We start from the raw sequence: 17,238 nt of genomic DNA on the forward strand, positions 1-17,238 counted from the left end.
CCTCTTTTATTTAGTGACAGTAGTCAGTGTCGGTGTCAGCCTTAGCCTCACCTTGACACCCACACTGTACTTAAATTTAATTCAACTACTCCCACTTAATCAATTATCTCTTCAAGTTAACCAAAGTCTGCAACATCTGATCTGAAGTACTAATTATCTTTGAATTAGATTGGAATCCACGCTGAGCAGTAATCATTTCTGTAAATTGTTGTGCTAAATCGACATTTGACATCTCTAAAGTTCCGGGAGCTACCATTCCACGACCTCCCGTACCAGCTAAACCAACCTGGGCTTCTCCAGAGTTATTAGAGGTCTTATAAAGAGTATCACCTTCTTTAGACAATCCAGCAGGATTACTGAAGTTAGCTATTCCAACCTTAGCTAATGTCTTATTATAACCATTATCATATGAACCGGTTATAGTTCCTGAACCATCGATAGTAAAGCTTTGTAAATCTCCTTGTGGATAGCCATCTGCAGTATCAAAATCAGCTGTCATATCGCCAGCAAACTGAGTAAACTCTGCAAAATCTAAAGTAACAGCCTGACCATCAGCGGCACCACCATTAGGATCAAAAGTTAGGTCAACAGTTCCGCCACCTACTACGTTCCCCTCAGCATCAAAAGTAATTGTATGGCTAGAACCACCAAACCATTGTCCAGTACCTGCATTAGCAGTCGCACCACTTACATTGGCATCACTTTCTTTAATTGTCCAAGTATTATAACTTGTCTTTTTAGCTGTTAGGCTTACTGTATGTCTTGTTCCTTGGGAGTCAAACACATCCGTAGTAATCGTTCGCTTAGCGTTTAATGTATATTTACCATCAACAATTTCACCTGAGTTATTAGCTGTAAATATTGAATTAGAATTAATATCATCATTGGATACTGGTAAATCTAATGATGTATTACCACCACCAGCTACACTCGATATACTAATACCACTTGCTCCTGTAAATGATGTTCCACCAACACCTTTTGTATCATCAATTTCAACAACTTGTCCTTCTTCATCCAAAGTTATATATCCAGTTAACTTATTAGTACCTGATGAAGAAAATGTAGTAGTAGCATCATCAGCAGTAAGTGTAAATTTCCATTCATTATAGTTTTCTGTCTTCTTCAAATCTACATTTATATTATCAGTATTTCCACCACCATCACTTATTAAAAATTTACCAGGACTAGCAACTAAATCATTTTCTGCCGCAGCATTAAGATTACCATTATAAACAATATTCTTGGTTGCATCAGCATTCATGGTCTGGTCTAAAGCAATATCTGTCATATTATCAGAACCAGTCTTATTAATATCACCACTCTCATCAGCTACCCAGCCTTGAATTCGATAACCATTAGCTGAATTAACTAATTTCCCTTCTTGGTCAAAAGATAATGCCCCGGCTCTAGTATATAGCTCTTGCTGTCCATCATTAACTATAAAAAAGCCTTCACCTTGAATAGCAACGTCAGTCATCTTACCTGTTGATTGTAAGTTACCTTGTCCCATATTAGTATCGATACTACCTAACGTAACTCCTAACCCAATCTGCTGTGCATTAGTACCACCTTTACCATTTTGAGGAGCAGATGCACCTTTTATTGTTTGACTTAACATCTCTTTAAATGTAACGCGACTACCTTTATAGCCAACTGTATTTACATTCGAAATATTATTACCGATTACATCCATCTTAGTTTGGTGAACCTTAAGTCCAGACACACCAGCGTACATTGAACGCATCATAACTTAATCGACCTCCTAAAGTATTTTACTTGTATTTGAGCCGCTTCTATCAGTCCACGACTCTTAATGGCTTCCTCTTAGAGGTCCAGCCATTATTCCAAATTAATCCATCATCACAGCACTATCAATATTAGTAAAGACATTCTCTTTCATATTACCTTCATCAACCGCAGTAATTACCGTCTTATTCTCAACACTGACTACATACGCAACGTTATTGACTAAGATTAAAGACTCCTTAGCGCCTTTACTCTCCGCCTTATTAACTGCTGTTTGTAACTTATTTAAGTCTTGAGCAGTTAAATTAATATCACGAGAATTTAGTCGTTTCTTAGCATGACCCGAGAATTTAATCCCACTCTTATGTTTTAGCTTCTGCTGTAATACCTTATTAAATGAATTGCTGCTATTCTTCTTATCAATCTTCCTATTCTGCTTCTTCTGTGGTTTTTGAATAGGGGCTATCGGTCGATTAGAGTATACTTTATTATTCATTACTAATCCCCCTTTCATTCTTAACCTAAAATCTCATTAATACTTCCGGAATCATACTCTTTCCCAGCTATCACTAATTTAGGACCTTCATCAGTCATCCTTATCTTCTCTATAGTTCCTGTTACTTCTTCACCAGTGTCAGGGTCTAGCACTGTAACTTTCTTATTAACTAATCCACCTACCTGTGATAACTGCTGCATTTCTAAAAATTTATTCAAATTTTTATTCATATTATTCATCTGCTCCAATGAAGAAAACTGTGCTGTCTGAGCAATAAATGCTTTATTATCCATCGGCTTTAATGGATCCTGATACTTCAACTGAGTAACTAACAACTTCAAGAATTCATCTTTACCCATCTTTGAGCTATCATTCTTAATCTGAGTTCTTTCACCAGCAATATAGTTACCAGAAACTGCATCTACTCCTGCCATTTAATCACCTCCTAAGTTAAATAACATAATCAATAGAATCACTACCTATGCTTCTATTCTCCATTAAATTCTGAATCTCTTTTGCTTCATTCAATGGTATAGAATCAATATCCAAACTATTAGTATCTTGCCTCTGTCTGCTAAAGCCTTGTTGCTGATTAAACTGTTGTTGTCTTTGTGAGCTGCTAAAATTATCTTCAGCACCTACATCTACAACTACTTCCCCTAACTCAATATTCTTTTCGGCCAAAGAACTCTTCAGCCTAGGAAGTTGGGCTTCAATAATCTTCTTAACTTGATTATTTTCTGCCATTAATTTTGCAGTCATTATTCCTTCATTCATTACTAATTTTAAATTCAGTTTACCTAAAAACTCTGGTTCTAACTTTAGAGTTAATTGGTTCTTGCCAAGCGACTGCATCTGCTCTAATTGTCGATTAATTTGATTAATGATCTTTGTTTGGTCTACCCGATTGAAGATGCTATTAGTATTAAAAGTAGTTTGGTTCAAAACTCTTTGCTTAAGTCCAACCTGTTCCTCGACATTAACTTTATTCTCTTCTAACATCGTTGACTTCAATTTTGGATTATCTCTGTTTAACTCCATTTTAATTCCTGTTTTCAAATCCTGATTTTTCCCTTTATTATTTAAGTTCATAAATTTAGCTTTGTTATCCTTTACTTTGCTCTTGTTTTCAAGTGAATCATTTGTAGATACTGAACGCTTATTGACCTGGTTCTGTTTATTCACTTGTCCTTCTTTCTTATTTTGACTTTTACTATTTGAGTGCTTGTTTAGTTCACCACTGTTATTTCCAGTTTTAGAGTTATTAGATTTTAGTTTCTGATTATTACTTGTTTCTTTGTTTTCACTATTAATTTGATTACTTTCTTTAGTCAATTCTACCTCTTTACCGGAAATTCCATATTTCTTTAATAGCTTATTTAACTTCCTTTTTGTACTCTTTAGACTGTTAAAGAACTGTAAAGCTTTTTTAGAGTTTTGATTCTTATTTAACAAATCTTTCAGCGGTTGTTCAACTTTTACTAACTTCTCTAAAATTTGCTGTAACGTTTTAACCTTAAAGTCTTTAAGATTTTTAAAGTTTGACCCTTCTAAATTATTAATCTGATTACTAAGGTTCATAATTAATTTAGATAAGTCATTCTTTAAGGTTTTAAAGTCTTTTGGAGAAAATGAATTTTCATATGATAAATGATTCACTTTTAAATTCATTAGTTGTTGATAAAGACTACCAATAGACTCTAATAGGCCTTTTAACTCCTTTGTTGATAATTCAATGTCATTCTTAGATAATAATTCCTTTAATTCTTCTATTTCTTCTTCATTCAATTTTAGGCCATTTAATTTTGGACCTAATTCATCATCAAATTCCTCACTCTTTGCTCCTTCTATTCTTTCCTTTTCTAGTTCATCATTTTCATCATTCTGTTTGTTAATATTATTCAAGTGAGTTAAAAAGCTTTCATCCTTATTTATCTTATTCTTGCTAGATGCGTTTGGTGATTGTTGATTTGTCATATTCGAACTATTCAGTTGTAATAGAGCCATTTTCGACACTTTACTTCTCACCTCCTTTCTAAATATTTAGTTAATTTAATCCATTAGTTTGATAATAACTCTGAATATTTTGCTGCATCCTCAGGTGATAATTGATTCAATATTTCTCCTGCTTTTTCAGAGTCTAATCTCTTTAATAATTTAGTTGCTAATTCATCATTCAATTCTACAATTACTTCTCCTGCCTTTTGAGAACTCATTGCTTCATAAATGTCGACTAAATTCTTTACCTTATTTGCTTCCTTCTCTTTCTTTACTTGTAGATTATTAAGCTTCTGTTTAAGACTTTTAAGCTCTTCTAATTTAGCTTTTAACTCTGACTCTTTGCTCTGCAACTTACTTTTAAGACTTTGATTATTCTTTTGAAGTTCTTGTAATTTATCTTTGCTAGCATTAATCTTTTTTTGCAAGGCTTTTTGAATATCTTTGCTAGCGATAACCTCTTTAACTACAGGAATAGTTTTGGCCTTCTTAAAAGCCATTCCCTTTAAATCCATAACTCCAAACTTTTGCAGACCAAAAGCTATACCACTTGCTAATATAATTAAAATTATTATAGCCAGAGATATCTTCTTTTTCATTTAAATTCCTCCTACAGCCTCTATCTCTTCCACATTACGATTAAAGTTATTAGTAGCTAATTCATCAATGTTCTTCTGTTCCTTGCGGAAGAATTCAGTCTGATACTCTGTAAACTTCCTTTCTTTTAATTTCTTTAGCATCTCACATTCTTTCTTCTTCTCCAATAGCTTTTGGCGGCATTCTTCTAAAATAGCTTCAATCTCACTAACTACTTCTTCTTGCTCTTTGATCTTAACCTTCAAAACTTCAATATAATCCCGATAATTTATAGCTTTTTGTAAATCAATCTTGCCTTTTTCTTGTTCTTTTATTTTAATCTGTAGTTCTTCTTTATTATGCACTAATCTATTTAGGTCATCATTCGCTTCCTTTAATTTAACTTTAATCTGAGCTAACTCTTGTTGGAACATCTCTTCTTGTTGTTCTTTATAACTTAAAACTTTTTCTAATTTGAAATTAAACTTTTGCATTTTAATCAACCCCTATTTATCAGGTTAATTTTATTTAAAGATCGACTTCAACTCCTCAATTCCATTCTGATAGCCAGTATCCTCATCAATACCTTGACGTAAAAAGTTATTAATTTCATCCAACTTAGTAAGAGCATAATCTAATTTAGGATTAGTGCCTTCTTCATAGGCACCAATACTTACTAAATCTTTCGATTCTTCATAAGTAGCTAAAGTCTCTTTTAACTGTTTTGCAGCTTCTTGATGCTCTTTAGTAATGATATCATTCATTACTCGACTTACACTTTCCAAAACATCAATAGCTGGATAATGATTCTGAGATGCCAAATCTCTACTTAGAGCAATATGACCATCTAAGATACCTCTTACTGCATCAGCTATTGGTTCATTCATATCGTCTCCTTCTACTAAAACAGTATACAGTCCAGTAATAGTCCCTACTTCATTAGTACCAGCTCGTTCTAATAACTTAGGTAAAGTAGCAAAGACCGATGGTGTATAACCACGAGTAGCTGGTGGTTCTCCCACAGCTAGTCCTACTTCTCGCTGAGCCATTGCAAATCTAGTTACTGAATCCATCATTAACATTACATCTTTACCTTGGTCACGGAAATACTCTGCAATAGCAGTAGCTACTAAAGCTCCTTTTAATCTTACTAAAGCTGGTTGGTCAGAAGTAGCAGCTACTACTACTGACCTTGCTAATCCTTCTTCTCCTAAGTCTTTTTCAATAAACTCTCTTACTTCACGCCCTCGCTCTCCAATCAATCCAATTACATTAATATCAGCTTCTGTATTCCTAGCTATCATCCCTAAAAGAGTACTCTTCCCTACTCCACTTCCAGCAAAGATACCTAATCTCTGACCACGACCACAAGTTAATAAACCATCAATACTCCTAATACCGACTGGCAGCGGTGTCGTAATTCGCTGTCTAGTTAAAGGATCAGGAGGAGTATTATGTGCTGAATACTCTGTTGTTAACTCATCTAAATTCAAATCAGTCAATGGCTTCCCTAAACCATCTAGTACATGACCTAATAATTCTTCTCCTACTTTAACCTTAAGTGATTTTCCAGTCGCCTCAACCCTACAGCCTGGCCCAATCCCTTCCATCTCACCTAGTGGCATTAATAATACTTTATTATCTTTAAAGCCAACTACTTCTGCTTGAACAGGCTCAGAATTAAACTGCGATTTAATTAAACATATCTCACCTAAAGTTACATTTGGACCTTGAGATTCAATAATCAGCCCGATTACTCGCCTAATCTTACCGAAATTATTAATTGGAGACATAGTCTCCAATTCTGCTGCTAATTTTGTACCATCTAGAAGCTTACCCATAATTGTTCACTTCCAATAATCTATTAGCTATCTTGTCTAATTGCGAAGTAATAGTAGCGTCTAAACCTCCAAAATCAGTTTCTACTATACAACCTCCTACTTCAATCTCATTATCAACAACAAATCTCACTTCCTCTAAATTAGAATTAAGGCTTAATAACCTCTCCTTATAACTTTTAATCACATTTAAATCTGCTAGGTTAACCTTGACAATTACCTCTTTTTCTCCATTTAAAAGACTTAAAGCTTCTTCTACTAAATTGTTAATTATCGTCTGGTCTAGACTTAATTCTTGTTTAATTACCTTCTTAGTTATAGCAAGTGTTAATTCTAATACTTCATCACTTAATCCATCTAGCTTTTCCTTAGTCTCTGCTTCTAATTCATCTGTAGCATTTTCCAATCTATTAATTAAACTTTTAATTTCGTCCCATCCTTGCTCCATCACTTCCGCTTTACCTTGCTGCAAACCTGATTGATAAGCTTCATTCTTTATTTCTTCTGCTTCATGCTGAGCCATTTCTTTTATTCTTTTTGCCTCTTTTTTGGCTTCTTCAATAATCATTTCTGCTTCTCTTTTAGCCTCAGCTGTCATTGCTGCTTGTCTTTTTTTAAACTTTTCTTCATCTTGTTTAGTCACTTGTTGTTCTTGGTTATGAAGATTTTGCTCCGTTAAATTACTATCTGATTTTGCATCTTTATTCTGTTTTTCTTCTTTAAATAACTGGACACTTTCTTCTTCTTTCTTATTAATTTGAAAAGACTTAATTACATTAGACAACTAACTCATCTCCTCCACCGCGGTCAATGACAATATCGCCGGCTTCTTCTAATCGTCTAATCTCATTAACTATTCGCTGTTGTGCTTCCTCTACATCACGAATTCGAACTGGCCCCATGAATTCCATATCTTCCTTAAGCATATTAGCAGCTCTATTAGATAAATTACTAAATATTTTCTCACTAACTTCGTCTCCAACCGTTTTTAATGCTAAACCTAAGTCTTCCATATCTATTTCTCTTAATACCATTTGAATAGCTCGGTCTGTTAATAGAACTATATCTTCAAACACAAACATTCTCTGTTTAATATCTTCAGCTAATTCTGGATCATCCTCATCTAACTCTTCTAAAATTGTCTTTTCTGTTCCACGATCAACTAAGTTTAAGATATCAACTATTGAATCTAATCCCCCGGCTGTTGAGTATTCATCTGTCATTAAAGAAGATAACTTTTGTTCTAGAACCCTTTCAACTTCTTTAATTACTTCCGGTGAAGTTCTATCCATAACAGCAATCCGTTTTGCAACTTCAGTCTGTTGCTCAGAAGAGAGTGCTGATAAGATACTAGATGCTTGATCTGGTGCAAGATAAGCCATAATTAAAGCAATCGTCTGCGGATGTTCGTTTTGAATGAAGTTCAACAACTGTGCTGGATCAGTCTTTCTCAATTGCTCAAAAGGTCTTACCTGCAAAGAAGCCGTTAATCGATTAATCACATTTTCAGCTTTTGACTTGCCTAAAGCCTTTTCTAAAACTTCTTTAGCATAATCGATTCCACCTTGATTTAAGTAATCATAAGCAACACACATTTGATGAAACTCATCTAAAACATCATCTTTAACATCTGAAGAAACTTGGTTTAAGTTAGCAATCTCTAAAGTTAATTCTTCAATCTCTTCTTCATTTAAATGCTTCATTACTTCCGCAGAAAGGTCTGGTCCCATTGAAACCAACAGGATTGCTGCTTTCGATTTTCCAGATAGTCTATCAATATTGGCCAAAACCAATCACTCCTTCTATTAAATCAATCCTCAGTCAACCAGGTCTTCAATAATCTTGCAACTTCATCTGGTTGCTTTTTCATCAACTGGGAAATCTCATCTTTCATCTCTTTGCGCATCTTTTCTTCCGGTGATAACTCTTCTTCGGTAGCTGCTGATTCTGTTTCTGGCTCATCACCAACAACTACATCTATTTCAGATTCTTTCTCAACTTTAGAATTAGTCATCATATTACGAATAATTAACGAAGCAATAATAATTATTATTAATATAATAATACCGATAATAATCCATCTCTTTTGGTCAGCTGCCTCTGCGGCTTTCATTTCATTTGCAATCTCTTGTTCCAAACTTTTATCAAATTTAAAACTAGTTATAGTTAATTGGTCCCCTCTCGTTTGATTATAGCCTACAGTAGCTGCTACCGATTGACGAATAGATTCCTTCTGGGGCGGTGATAAATCTTTATTAACCATGACTGCTACTGATAGTTTTTCTACATCACCAGTAGCCTGAACATAATTTTCTACTTTTTCATTTATTTCATAATTAATTGTGCTTTCTTTTTGACTATAATTAGTACCTTGTTCTTCACTAGCTTTATACTGAGGAACATTCGATTCCATACCAGGGACACCTTGTGGACTAGCATCTTCACCACTATAAGTTACCTGCTTTGATTCTTCACTTCTAACTATTCCCTCACCATCAACAACTGGTTCGTAAATCTTGCTTTGCACCTTTCTTTTATCAAAATTCAAATTAGCATTGACTCTAACAACTACATTGTCAGGTCCTAATACTCTTGACAACATTGTCGTTAAAGCTGTCTGTAATTCATTTTCGAACTGTTGCTCTAACTTTAGTCTTTTAGAGCTAAATTCAGAAACGCTAGACGCACCTTCCTGATTTAACTTAGCACTTAATAAATTTCCTTTTGTATCTACAACTGTAACATTATTAGTTTTTAAGCCTTCTACTCCGCTAGCAACCAAGTTAGTAATACCTTTAATCTGCTTTAAATCTAATTCAGCATAGGGCTTTAATTTAAGTAACACAGAGGCTTTAGCTTTCTTCGCTTCATCTAAATACAAACTCTCCTTAGGAGCGCTAATCTGCACCTTAGCAAACTCTACATTATCTAAATGCATAATGCTTCTTGTTAGTTCTCCAGAAAGAGCTCGATAGAAATTTACCTTCTGTTCAAAATCAGTACTCCCCAATCTTGTCTTATCAAATAATTCAAAACCAACAACTCCACCTGTTGGTAAACCTTCACTAGCCAAATCTAATCTTAATTGGTGTACTTTTTTAGCTGGAACTAATATGCTAGTCCCATTATTTCCTATTTTATAATTAATCTGTTTTTCTTTCAATTTAGTGGTGATTGCACCAGCATCCTCAACATTTAAATTATTAAATAAGGTCACATAACTAGGATTACTAGCCCAATTAGTCAATAATAATAGAGCAATGATCGACACTATAGCTGCAGAGACAATTATAACTTTAGCTTTAGTGTCTAAGTTATTCCATGTATTTTCACCTTGCTCTTTTAATTGTGTTAGATTTTCAAGCATATTCACACCTCAATTTCCCAACAAAGTATCAAATCTGCATCCGCATAATATCCTTATATGCTTCTACAACCTTATTACGGACCTCTATTGTTAAATCTAATGAAAGCTTAGCTTTGGTAGCAGCAGTCATCACTTGATGAACACTATCTACTTCACCAGTTGCTAACTTTTCTGCCATTACATCCGCTTCCTTTTGTAAGTTATTAACTTTATGTAAAGCGTTATTAAATACTTCTTTAAATGAAGTATCATTACTATTCGATTTATTATTTTGACCTAACTTAGAGTCCATAGCTAGTTTATTTAATTGCAAGTCACTTACTTTCATCTAAATATCCCTCCTCTTATCTTATCCCCCCAATCTTTAAAGCACTCTTGAACATGTTCTTAGAAGAGTTTAAAGCTGTCACATTTGCTTCATAAGCTCTACTAGCTGAAATCATATTTACCATCTGTGATGCAAGGTTTATATTCGGCATCTTAACATACCCAGCTTCGTTTGCATCAGGATGATTAGGATTATAGACTAATTTTGGCGGTTTAGTACTTTCACGAATAGTACTTACTTCTACACCATTACCTACTCCTTTAGCATCAGTATCTAATTCTGGTAAACTAAACTTAGTCTGACCTTTAGCCTTAAAGACTGGCATCTTTTTCTTATAAGGACCGCCATCTTCAGTGCGCGTCGTATTTATATTAGCAATATTATTAGAAATCAAATCCATTCGTAATCTTTGCGCCGTCATTCCTGAAGCACTAATATTAAGACCATTAAAAAGCCCCATATTTTTACCCCCTTATTTATTTAACTTTATTAATTACATTCCCTAAATTCTTGAACTTCATAGATAATAATTTTGTAACTGCTTGATACTCTAGCGTATTCTTAGCTAAAGCTGCCATTTCATAATCTATGTCAACATTATTTTTGTCATTACGCATACTTGTATCATTTTCGACCTGCACCTTAGGTTTGAACTGACTTATCTTATTATTAGTTGTCAGATGCATATTGTCTGTCTTATTCAATTTTAAATCATCTTGCTCTAATGCTGCTTTTAACTCACTCTTAAAATCCACATCTCTTCTTTTATATTCCGGAGTATCAACATTAGCTAGATTATTGGCAATAGCTTGGTGTCGTAACTGAATACCATCTAAAGCCTTGCTTAATATAGTCGTTGTCTGACTACTTAAATAATCATTCATAACTAACCCCCCTCATCTAAATCTAGTGAGTGTATTCACATTATTTCCCAATCGACAAAACATTACTTATTCATTTACATACTTCTACCATTTTCAAATTAATTCCTTCTTAATTTATAAGAAAAATAACAAAATCTCAAATTTATTTCTAAATTCTTATCTCATCTCGTCAATACTATTTCCTTGTTATTATTTTTCGACAAAACATATTAATCTCCTGCCTAATTACTATTTAAGAACTAATTTTTATCATCAATAACAAATTAAGCTCCAACTTCTCAAAATTCACAAGAGAAGTTGGAGCTTCTAACGTTTAAATCTAGTATTAAACTTTAGATAATCATTTAAGGCTTTAACTTTTCTAGTTCTTCTAATAACCGACCATTTAAAACCTTAATGTATGTTCCTTTCATTCCTAAAGATCGGGATTCAATTACTCCTGCACTTTCAAACTTTCTCAATGCATTAACAATTACCGAACGAGTAATTCCTACTCGGTCAGCAACTTTACTAGCTACTAACAATCCTTCTTCTCCATCTAATTCATCAAAGATATGTTCTACAGCCTCTAATTCTGAATACGATAATGTCTCTAACGCTACATGTACAGCGGCTTTTTTACGTGCTTCTTCTTCTATTCTTTCACTTCTAGCTCGCAGAATTTCCATCCCTACTACTGTTGCTCCGTATTCAGCCAATACTAAGTCGTTAGAATCGAACTCTTCATCAAACCTTGCAATAATTAATGTTCCTAATCTTTCTCCTCCACCATTAATCGGAATAATAGTAGTTAATTTTTGAGTAAACATACATTCAGCATCCATTGCAAATGCACAATTACCTGATTGTTGTTCGTAATTGGCTTGTGTTTCATGAATATCTAATATCCACTGATTGTAATCTTCTGGGAATTTCCCTTCGTTAATTACTTCTTCTATCATCAAATCACACTCAAATTCATTAATCAATGCATGACCCAAAATTTTTCCTTTTCGACTGACAACGTATACGTTAGCTTTAATAGATTTACTTAATACTTTAGCCATTTCTGCAAAATCTACTGGATGTATTGCTGATTTTTGTAGCAACTTATTAATCTTTCGTGTCTCTTCTAATAATGCCTCCATAGTAACTTCCTCCTTTAAACTTTTAATTAACCCTTTAAAACTTTAATCTTATAAGTTGTAAAATAGCTTGTACATTTATTATAACCAATAGTAGCTATAACTACTAGTTTAAAGTAAACGATAATCAATGCGAAAAAGTTCACAATAAAATTCTTTTGCTAAATCCTTTAAAGAATATATTTACTTAAGTCTTTATTTTTAACTATATCCTCTAATTTTTCTTCAACATAAATTTCGTCAATTTTAAAATAGTCTTCATCAACATCAGGTGCTTCAAAAGAAATGTCCTCAAGTAGCTTTTCTAAGACCGTATGTAGGCGCCGAGCACCAATATTCTCAGTTTCTTCATTAACTTGAAAAGATATTTTTGCTATTTCTTCAATAGCCTTAGTTGTAAATTCTATCTCTAACCCTTCAGTCCTTAGTAATGCTACATACTGTTTTGTTAGAGCATTTTCGGGTTCAGTCAAAATCTCTTTAAAGTTATCTTCTGTTAAGCTTTCTAACTCTACCCTAATCGGGAATCTCCCTTGTAATTCAGGAATCAAATCTGTAGGCTTAGAAACATGAAAAGCACCAGCAGCAATAAAGAAGATATGATCTGTTTTAACTGGACCATATTTAGTCATAACTGTTGACCCTTCTACAATCGGCAAAATATCTCTCTGAACACCTTCACGAGAGACATCAGGATTGGAACCAGCACCATTCCCTGCAATCTTATCAACCTCATCTAAAAAGATAATTCCTGCTTCTTCAACTCGGTCAATCGCTTCTGAAGATACTTCATCCATATCTATTAACTTCTGGGCTTCTTGTTGCTGCAAGATTTCCCTTGCTTCTTTGATAGTTGCTTTCCTTTCTTTCTTCTGATTAGGAAAGACTCCGCCAAACAAGTATTGAAAATTAACTCCCATCTCTTCTACCCCAGAACCTGAAAAAATCTCTATCATTTGAGAGTTATTCTCTTCTACCTCTATTTCGACCATTCTATCCTCTAACTTGCCTTCTCTTAAATCTTCTCTTAACTTTTCTCTTCGTTTTTTCAAACGCTGTAGATACTCTTTGTTTTCAGCATTATCTTTTTCTTCCTCTTCACTGCCAAAGCCACCAAACAATGTGCTTAAAGGATTATCCCCCTTATCTTTCTTAGGTAATGGAAGTAATTTTTCTAAAATACGATCTTCTGCTAATTTAGCAGCTTTATCTTCTACTTCTTCCATCTTTTCTTTTTTTATCATCCTAATAGCAGTCTGAACTAAATCACGAACCATAGATTCTACATCACGACCAACATAACCTACTTCTGTGAACTTAGTCACTTCTATCTTTATAAAAGGTGCCCTAGCTAATTTAGCTAATCTCCTTGCAATTTCGGTCTTACCAACACCTGTTGGCCCCATCATTAATATGTTCTTAGGCATAACCTCATCTTTAAGGTTATCCTTTAGTTGACGCCTTCTATATCTATTTCTTAAAGCTACTGCCACTGACTTCTTAGCTTCATGTTGACCAACAATATATTTATCTAACTCTTGGACTATCTTCTTAGGGGTTAAATCTTTCATAAGCCGACCTCCTTTTACAGACCTAAACTTCCTCTACCGTAATATTATCATTAGTATAGATGCAGATATCACCAGCAATAGTTAAAGCTTCCTTAGCAATCTCAGCTGGTTCTAATTCCGAATACTTAATTAATGCTCTTGCAGCTGCTAATGCATAGGAGCCACCCGACCCAATAGCAGTCACTCCATCATCTGGTTCTATTACATCACCATTTCCAGAGATCACCAATAGATTATCTTCATTAGCAACAATAAGTAATGCTTCTAGTTTTCTTAACATCTTATCTGTTCGCCATTCTTTAGCTAACTCTACTGCTGCTCTCTGTAAATTACCATGAAACTCTTCAATCTTAGTTTCAAATTTCTCAAAAAGAGTAAAACCATCAGCAGCCGAACCAGCAAAACCAGCTATTACCTGGTCATTATATAATCGCCTAACTTTTCTAGCGCCATGCTTCATTACAGTATGTTGCATAGTAACTTGCCCATCACCAGCAATCGCTACTTGATTACCTTTCTTAACAGCAACTACAGTTGTAGCTTCAAACATTTTATTCCCCCTCTCCCAACAGAACCTATATTAATAACTATATTACATCGAATACAAATTTATTCTCTTGATAATATATACTATCATATCATAAAAATTTATGCAAGAACATAAAAAAACTAATCACTACCATTTAATCTTCCTTGTTATCCTTTAATTCATCAGGAGTCGTTTTAAAATCACATTCTTCCGCAGCACATAAATATTCAGTTCCACGCTTTTTAGTCGTTTTTTCCATTAAAAAGGCATCGCATTCAGGACATTTATATTCTGTTGGCTTATACCAAACCATAAATTCACAATCAGGATAATTACTACATCCATAAAAAGTACGCCCTTTTTTACTTTTTCTTTGTACAATCTCCCCATCCTCACACTTTATACAGTCAACTCCTGTTTTAATTAAATACGGTTTAGTATTTCTACAGTCTGGAAAACCAGGACATGCTAGAAACTTACCATACCTACCATGTTTAACTACCATATTCTTACCGCATTTTTCACAAACCTCATCAGTAACTTCTTCTTCAAGTTGAACTTTTTCCATATTTTCATAAGCAGAATCTAATCTATCAGCAAAAGGATGGTAGAAGTCTTTTAATACTTTTCTCCAATCCTCTTTCCCTTCCTCTACTCTATCTAACTGCTCTTCTAAACTTGCTGTAAATTCAATATCTGTTACATCAGGGAAATGTTCACTTAAAAGTTTATTAACTATCTTCCCTAAATCCGTCGGCACAAAATGCTTACCTTCTTTATTAACATAACCACGATCTTGAATCGTACCAACCGTTGGTGCATATGTACTAGGTCTACCAATTCCTTGTTCTTCTAAGGTCTTTACTAATTTAGCCTCTGTGTATCTAGGAGGAGGTTTAGTAAAGTGTTGGTCTGGCTTTAACTTTAACAGACTAATTTCGGCTCCTTTTTCTAATTCAGGTAACTCGGTATCTTTTTTATTGTTTTTAAAACTGTCAACTGCTAAGAATCCTTTGAATAAAGTCTGCGACCCATTAGCTCTAAATAGATACTTTCCAGCTTCAATATTAATACTTAAAGTCTTATAAATTGCTGGACTCATCTGACTAGCTACAAACTTCTCCCAAATTAACTTGTAAAGACGATATTGGTCCCGATTCAAATATTTTTTAATTTTCTTAGGAGACCTAAAGACTGAAGTAGGTCGAATTGCTTCGTGGGCATCTTGAGCACCGGACTTCGTCTTGTAATTTTTAGGTTTTTTAGGTCTATACTTAGCACCATAGTTATCTACAATATACTTCCTTACTGCTTGTTGTGCGTCTTTTGAAATTCTTGTAGAATCAGTTCTGATATAGGTAATAAGACCTATTGTTCCTTCTGCTCCTATATCTAAACCTTCATATAGCTGTTGAGCAAGAAACATAGTCTTTTTAGCACTAAACCCTAAACTACTAGCAGCACGCTGTTGTAAGCTACTTGTCGTTAGAGGAGGCGATGGGTTTCTTCGCCTCTTTCTTTCCTTTATCTTTTGAACAATAAATTTATTCTTCTTTATTTCTTCTACTGCTTTATTAGTTTCTTCTTCATTATTTAGTTTAAACTTCTTACCTTCAATTCGATATAACTTAGCTTCAAATTTTCCGTTATCACTCTCTTTTTTCTTGAAATCAGCATCTAATGTCCAATATTCTTCTGGCTCGAATGCATCAATCTCTTCCTCACGTTCACAGATTATCTTAACTGCTACTGATTGAACTCGACCAGCACTTAATCCTCTTCTTACTTTCTTCCATAATAATGGACTTAGCTTATAACCTACTAATCTATCTAATAATCTTCTAGCTTGTTGAGCATCAACTCGGTCTTTATCTACTTTCCTTGGTTCTTTAATTGCATTTTGAATCGCTTGCTTTGTAATCTCATTAAATTCAATCCGACAATTCTCTTCATCATCTAATTTTAAAGCGCGACTCAAATGCCAAGAAATTGCTTCTCCTTCTCGGTCAGGGTCTGTTGCTAAAAAGACTTGTTCGCTCTTTTTAGTAGCTCTCCTTAACTTCTTTAATACATCTCCTTTACCCCGAATAGTTATATATTTAGGCTCAAAATTTTCTTCTATATTAACTCCTAATTGACTCTTAGGAAGATCAATCACATGTCCCATAGAAGCTTCTACACTAAAATCTTTACCTAAAAATTTACTTATCGTTTTAGCCTTTGCTGGGGACTCTACAATTACTAAATTTTTAGCCATATTTCCACCTCCAAAATCAACTATTTAATTAATGTATCTTTTGTGTTCTTCGTTAATCGACTTAAACTCTGGTGAATTTTCAATAATTAATGATAACCGTGCTGGATTATTAATGACTTTTTGTAATACCCGCCATAAATTCTTTAAACCAATTTCAGGTTCTCTAAAGTGCAACGTCTTTTCTAATATCTTCTCTAATTCTTCGTCACTAATTAAACTTAGTGTAGAAAGTCTAATTAATACTCCTTGCACCGGTAGTGATAACTTAAACCTTTCTTTAAAATCCAACACTCGGTGTGCATCATTAAACTCCAATCTACCTTCTTCATTATCATTTTGAGGTAAATCGGAAGTAAAAATTAATTCAAAAGCCATATCTATATCATCAATTTCATACCCCTGATTAAGCAATCTTTGAATTAATTTCTTTTCATTCTCTATTATATCTTCATTATGCATAATTCGTTTTACTAAATAGCTTACGATTTCAATTACATTTTCATTCATCAGAAACCCAGTAA

At 33.9% G+C, this 17,238-nt stretch carries 18 protein-coding genes; all 18 read right to left on the reverse strand.

Features of this window, described 5'->3' with window-relative positions:
* Nucleotides 1-103: 103 nt before the first annotated feature.
* A complete protein-coding gene (locus tag BM077_RS00965; RefSeq protein ID WP_089747195.1) occupies nt 104-1,750 on the reverse strand; it encodes a flagellar hook protein FlgE in 1,647 nt (548 codons plus the stop codon).
* A gap of 102 nt (nt 1,751-1,852) precedes the next feature.
* Complete coding sequence (locus tag BM077_RS00970; protein ID WP_089747197.1) at nt 1,853-2,245, reverse strand: TIGR02530 family flagellar biosynthesis protein; 393 nt, start codon at nt 2,243-2,245, stop codon at nt 1,853-1,855.
* Nucleotides 2,246-2,265: 20 nt separating this feature from the next.
* A complete protein-coding gene (locus tag BM077_RS00975) occupies nt 2,266-2,679 on the reverse strand; it encodes a flagellar hook capping FlgD N-terminal domain-containing protein (protein ID WP_089747199.1) in 414 nt (137 codons plus the stop codon).
* A 16-nt stretch (nt 2,680-2,695) separates the two neighbouring features.
* A complete protein-coding gene (locus tag BM077_RS00980) occupies nt 2,696-4,252 on the reverse strand; it encodes a flagellar hook-length control protein FliK (RefSeq protein ID WP_255361525.1) in 1,557 nt (518 codons plus the stop codon).
* A 53-nt stretch (nt 4,253-4,305) separates the two neighbouring features.
* Entirely contained in the window at nt 4,306-4,842 is a 537-nt protein-coding gene (locus BM077_RS00985) for a MotE family protein (RefSeq protein WP_089747202.1), read from the reverse strand.
* Nucleotides 4,843-5,313 (reverse strand): flagellar export protein FliJ, encoded by a 471-nt coding sequence (gene fliJ / locus BM077_RS00990; RefSeq protein ID WP_089747204.1) that lies wholly within the window; start codon nt 5,311-5,313, stop codon nt 4,843-4,845. It abuts the gene before it with no gap.
* Nucleotides 5,314-5,343: 30 nt separating this feature from the next.
* A complete protein-coding gene (gene fliI, locus BM077_RS00995) occupies nt 5,344-6,660 on the reverse strand; it encodes a flagellar protein export ATPase FliI (protein WP_089747206.1) in 1,317 nt (438 codons plus the stop codon).
* Entirely contained in the window at nt 6,653-7,441 is a 789-nt protein-coding gene (locus BM077_RS01000) for a FliH/SctL family protein (RefSeq protein WP_089747207.1), read from the reverse strand. Before BM077_RS01000 ends, fliI begins: the two co-directional genes overlap by 8 nt.
* Nucleotides 7,434-8,444, reverse strand: coding sequence for a flagellar motor switch protein FliG (gene fliG, locus BM077_RS01005; RefSeq protein ID WP_089747209.1), 1,011 nt, complete (start codon nt 8,442-8,444; stop codon nt 7,434-7,436). The genes BM077_RS01000 and fliG overlap by 8 nt, the downstream gene beginning before the upstream one ends.
* A gap of 23 nt (nt 8,445-8,467) precedes the next feature.
* Nucleotides 8,468-10,024, reverse strand: coding sequence for a flagellar basal-body MS-ring/collar protein FliF (gene fliF, locus BM077_RS01010; RefSeq protein ID WP_089747211.1), 1,557 nt, complete (start codon nt 10,022-10,024; stop codon nt 8,468-8,470).
* 28 nt (nt 10,025-10,052) lie between these two features.
* Nucleotides 10,053-10,352: a flagellar hook-basal body complex protein FliE gene (gene fliE, locus BM077_RS01015; RefSeq protein ID WP_089747213.1), complete on the reverse strand. Its 300-nt coding sequence runs from the start codon at nt 10,350-10,352 to the stop codon at nt 10,053-10,055.
* A 16-nt stretch (nt 10,353-10,368) separates the two neighbouring features.
* Nucleotides 10,369-10,812: a flagellar basal body rod protein FlgC gene (gene flgC / locus BM077_RS01020; protein ID WP_089747216.1), complete on the reverse strand. Its 444-nt coding sequence runs from the start codon at nt 10,810-10,812 to the stop codon at nt 10,369-10,371.
* Between the two features lie 16 nt (nt 10,813-10,828).
* Entirely contained in the window at nt 10,829-11,236 is a 408-nt protein-coding gene (gene flgB / locus BM077_RS01025) for a flagellar basal body rod protein FlgB (RefSeq protein WP_089747218.1), read from the reverse strand.
* A 344-nt stretch (nt 11,237-11,580) separates the two neighbouring features.
* The gene (gene codY / locus BM077_RS01030) at nt 11,581-12,363 is read right to left on the reverse strand and encodes a GTP-sensing pleiotropic transcriptional regulator CodY (protein ID WP_089747220.1); all 783 of its coding nucleotides are present in this window, start codon (nt 12,361-12,363) and stop codon (nt 11,581-11,583) included.
* Between the two features lie 167 nt (nt 12,364-12,530).
* Entirely contained in the window at nt 12,531-13,931 is a 1,401-nt protein-coding gene (gene hslU / locus BM077_RS01035; RefSeq protein ID WP_090095087.1) for an ATP-dependent protease ATPase subunit HslU, read from the reverse strand.
* A gap of 22 nt (nt 13,932-13,953) precedes the next feature.
* On the reverse strand, nt 13,954-14,481 hold the full coding sequence (gene hslV / locus BM077_RS01040; protein WP_089747224.1) for an ATP-dependent protease subunit HslV: 528 nt from the start codon (nt 14,479-14,481) through the stop codon (nt 13,954-13,956).
* Nucleotides 14,482-14,614: 133 nt separating this feature from the next.
* Nucleotides 14,615-16,717 (reverse strand): type I DNA topoisomerase, encoded by a 2,103-nt coding sequence (gene topA, locus BM077_RS01045; protein WP_089747226.1) that lies wholly within the window; start codon nt 16,715-16,717, stop codon nt 14,615-14,617.
* Nucleotides 16,718-16,741: 24 nt separating this feature from the next.
* On the reverse strand, nt 16,742-17,224 hold the full coding sequence (locus BM077_RS01050; protein WP_089747228.1) for a DUF494 family protein: 483 nt from the start codon (nt 17,222-17,224) through the stop codon (nt 16,742-16,744).
* Nucleotides 17,225-17,238 lie beyond the last annotated feature (14 nt).

The sequence above is a fragment of the Candidatus Frackibacter sp. WG13 genome (assembly GCF_900114655.1).
In the GTDB taxonomy this organism is placed as follows: domain Bacteria; phylum Bacillota; class Halanaerobiia; order Halobacteroidales; family Acetohalobiaceae; genus Frackibacter.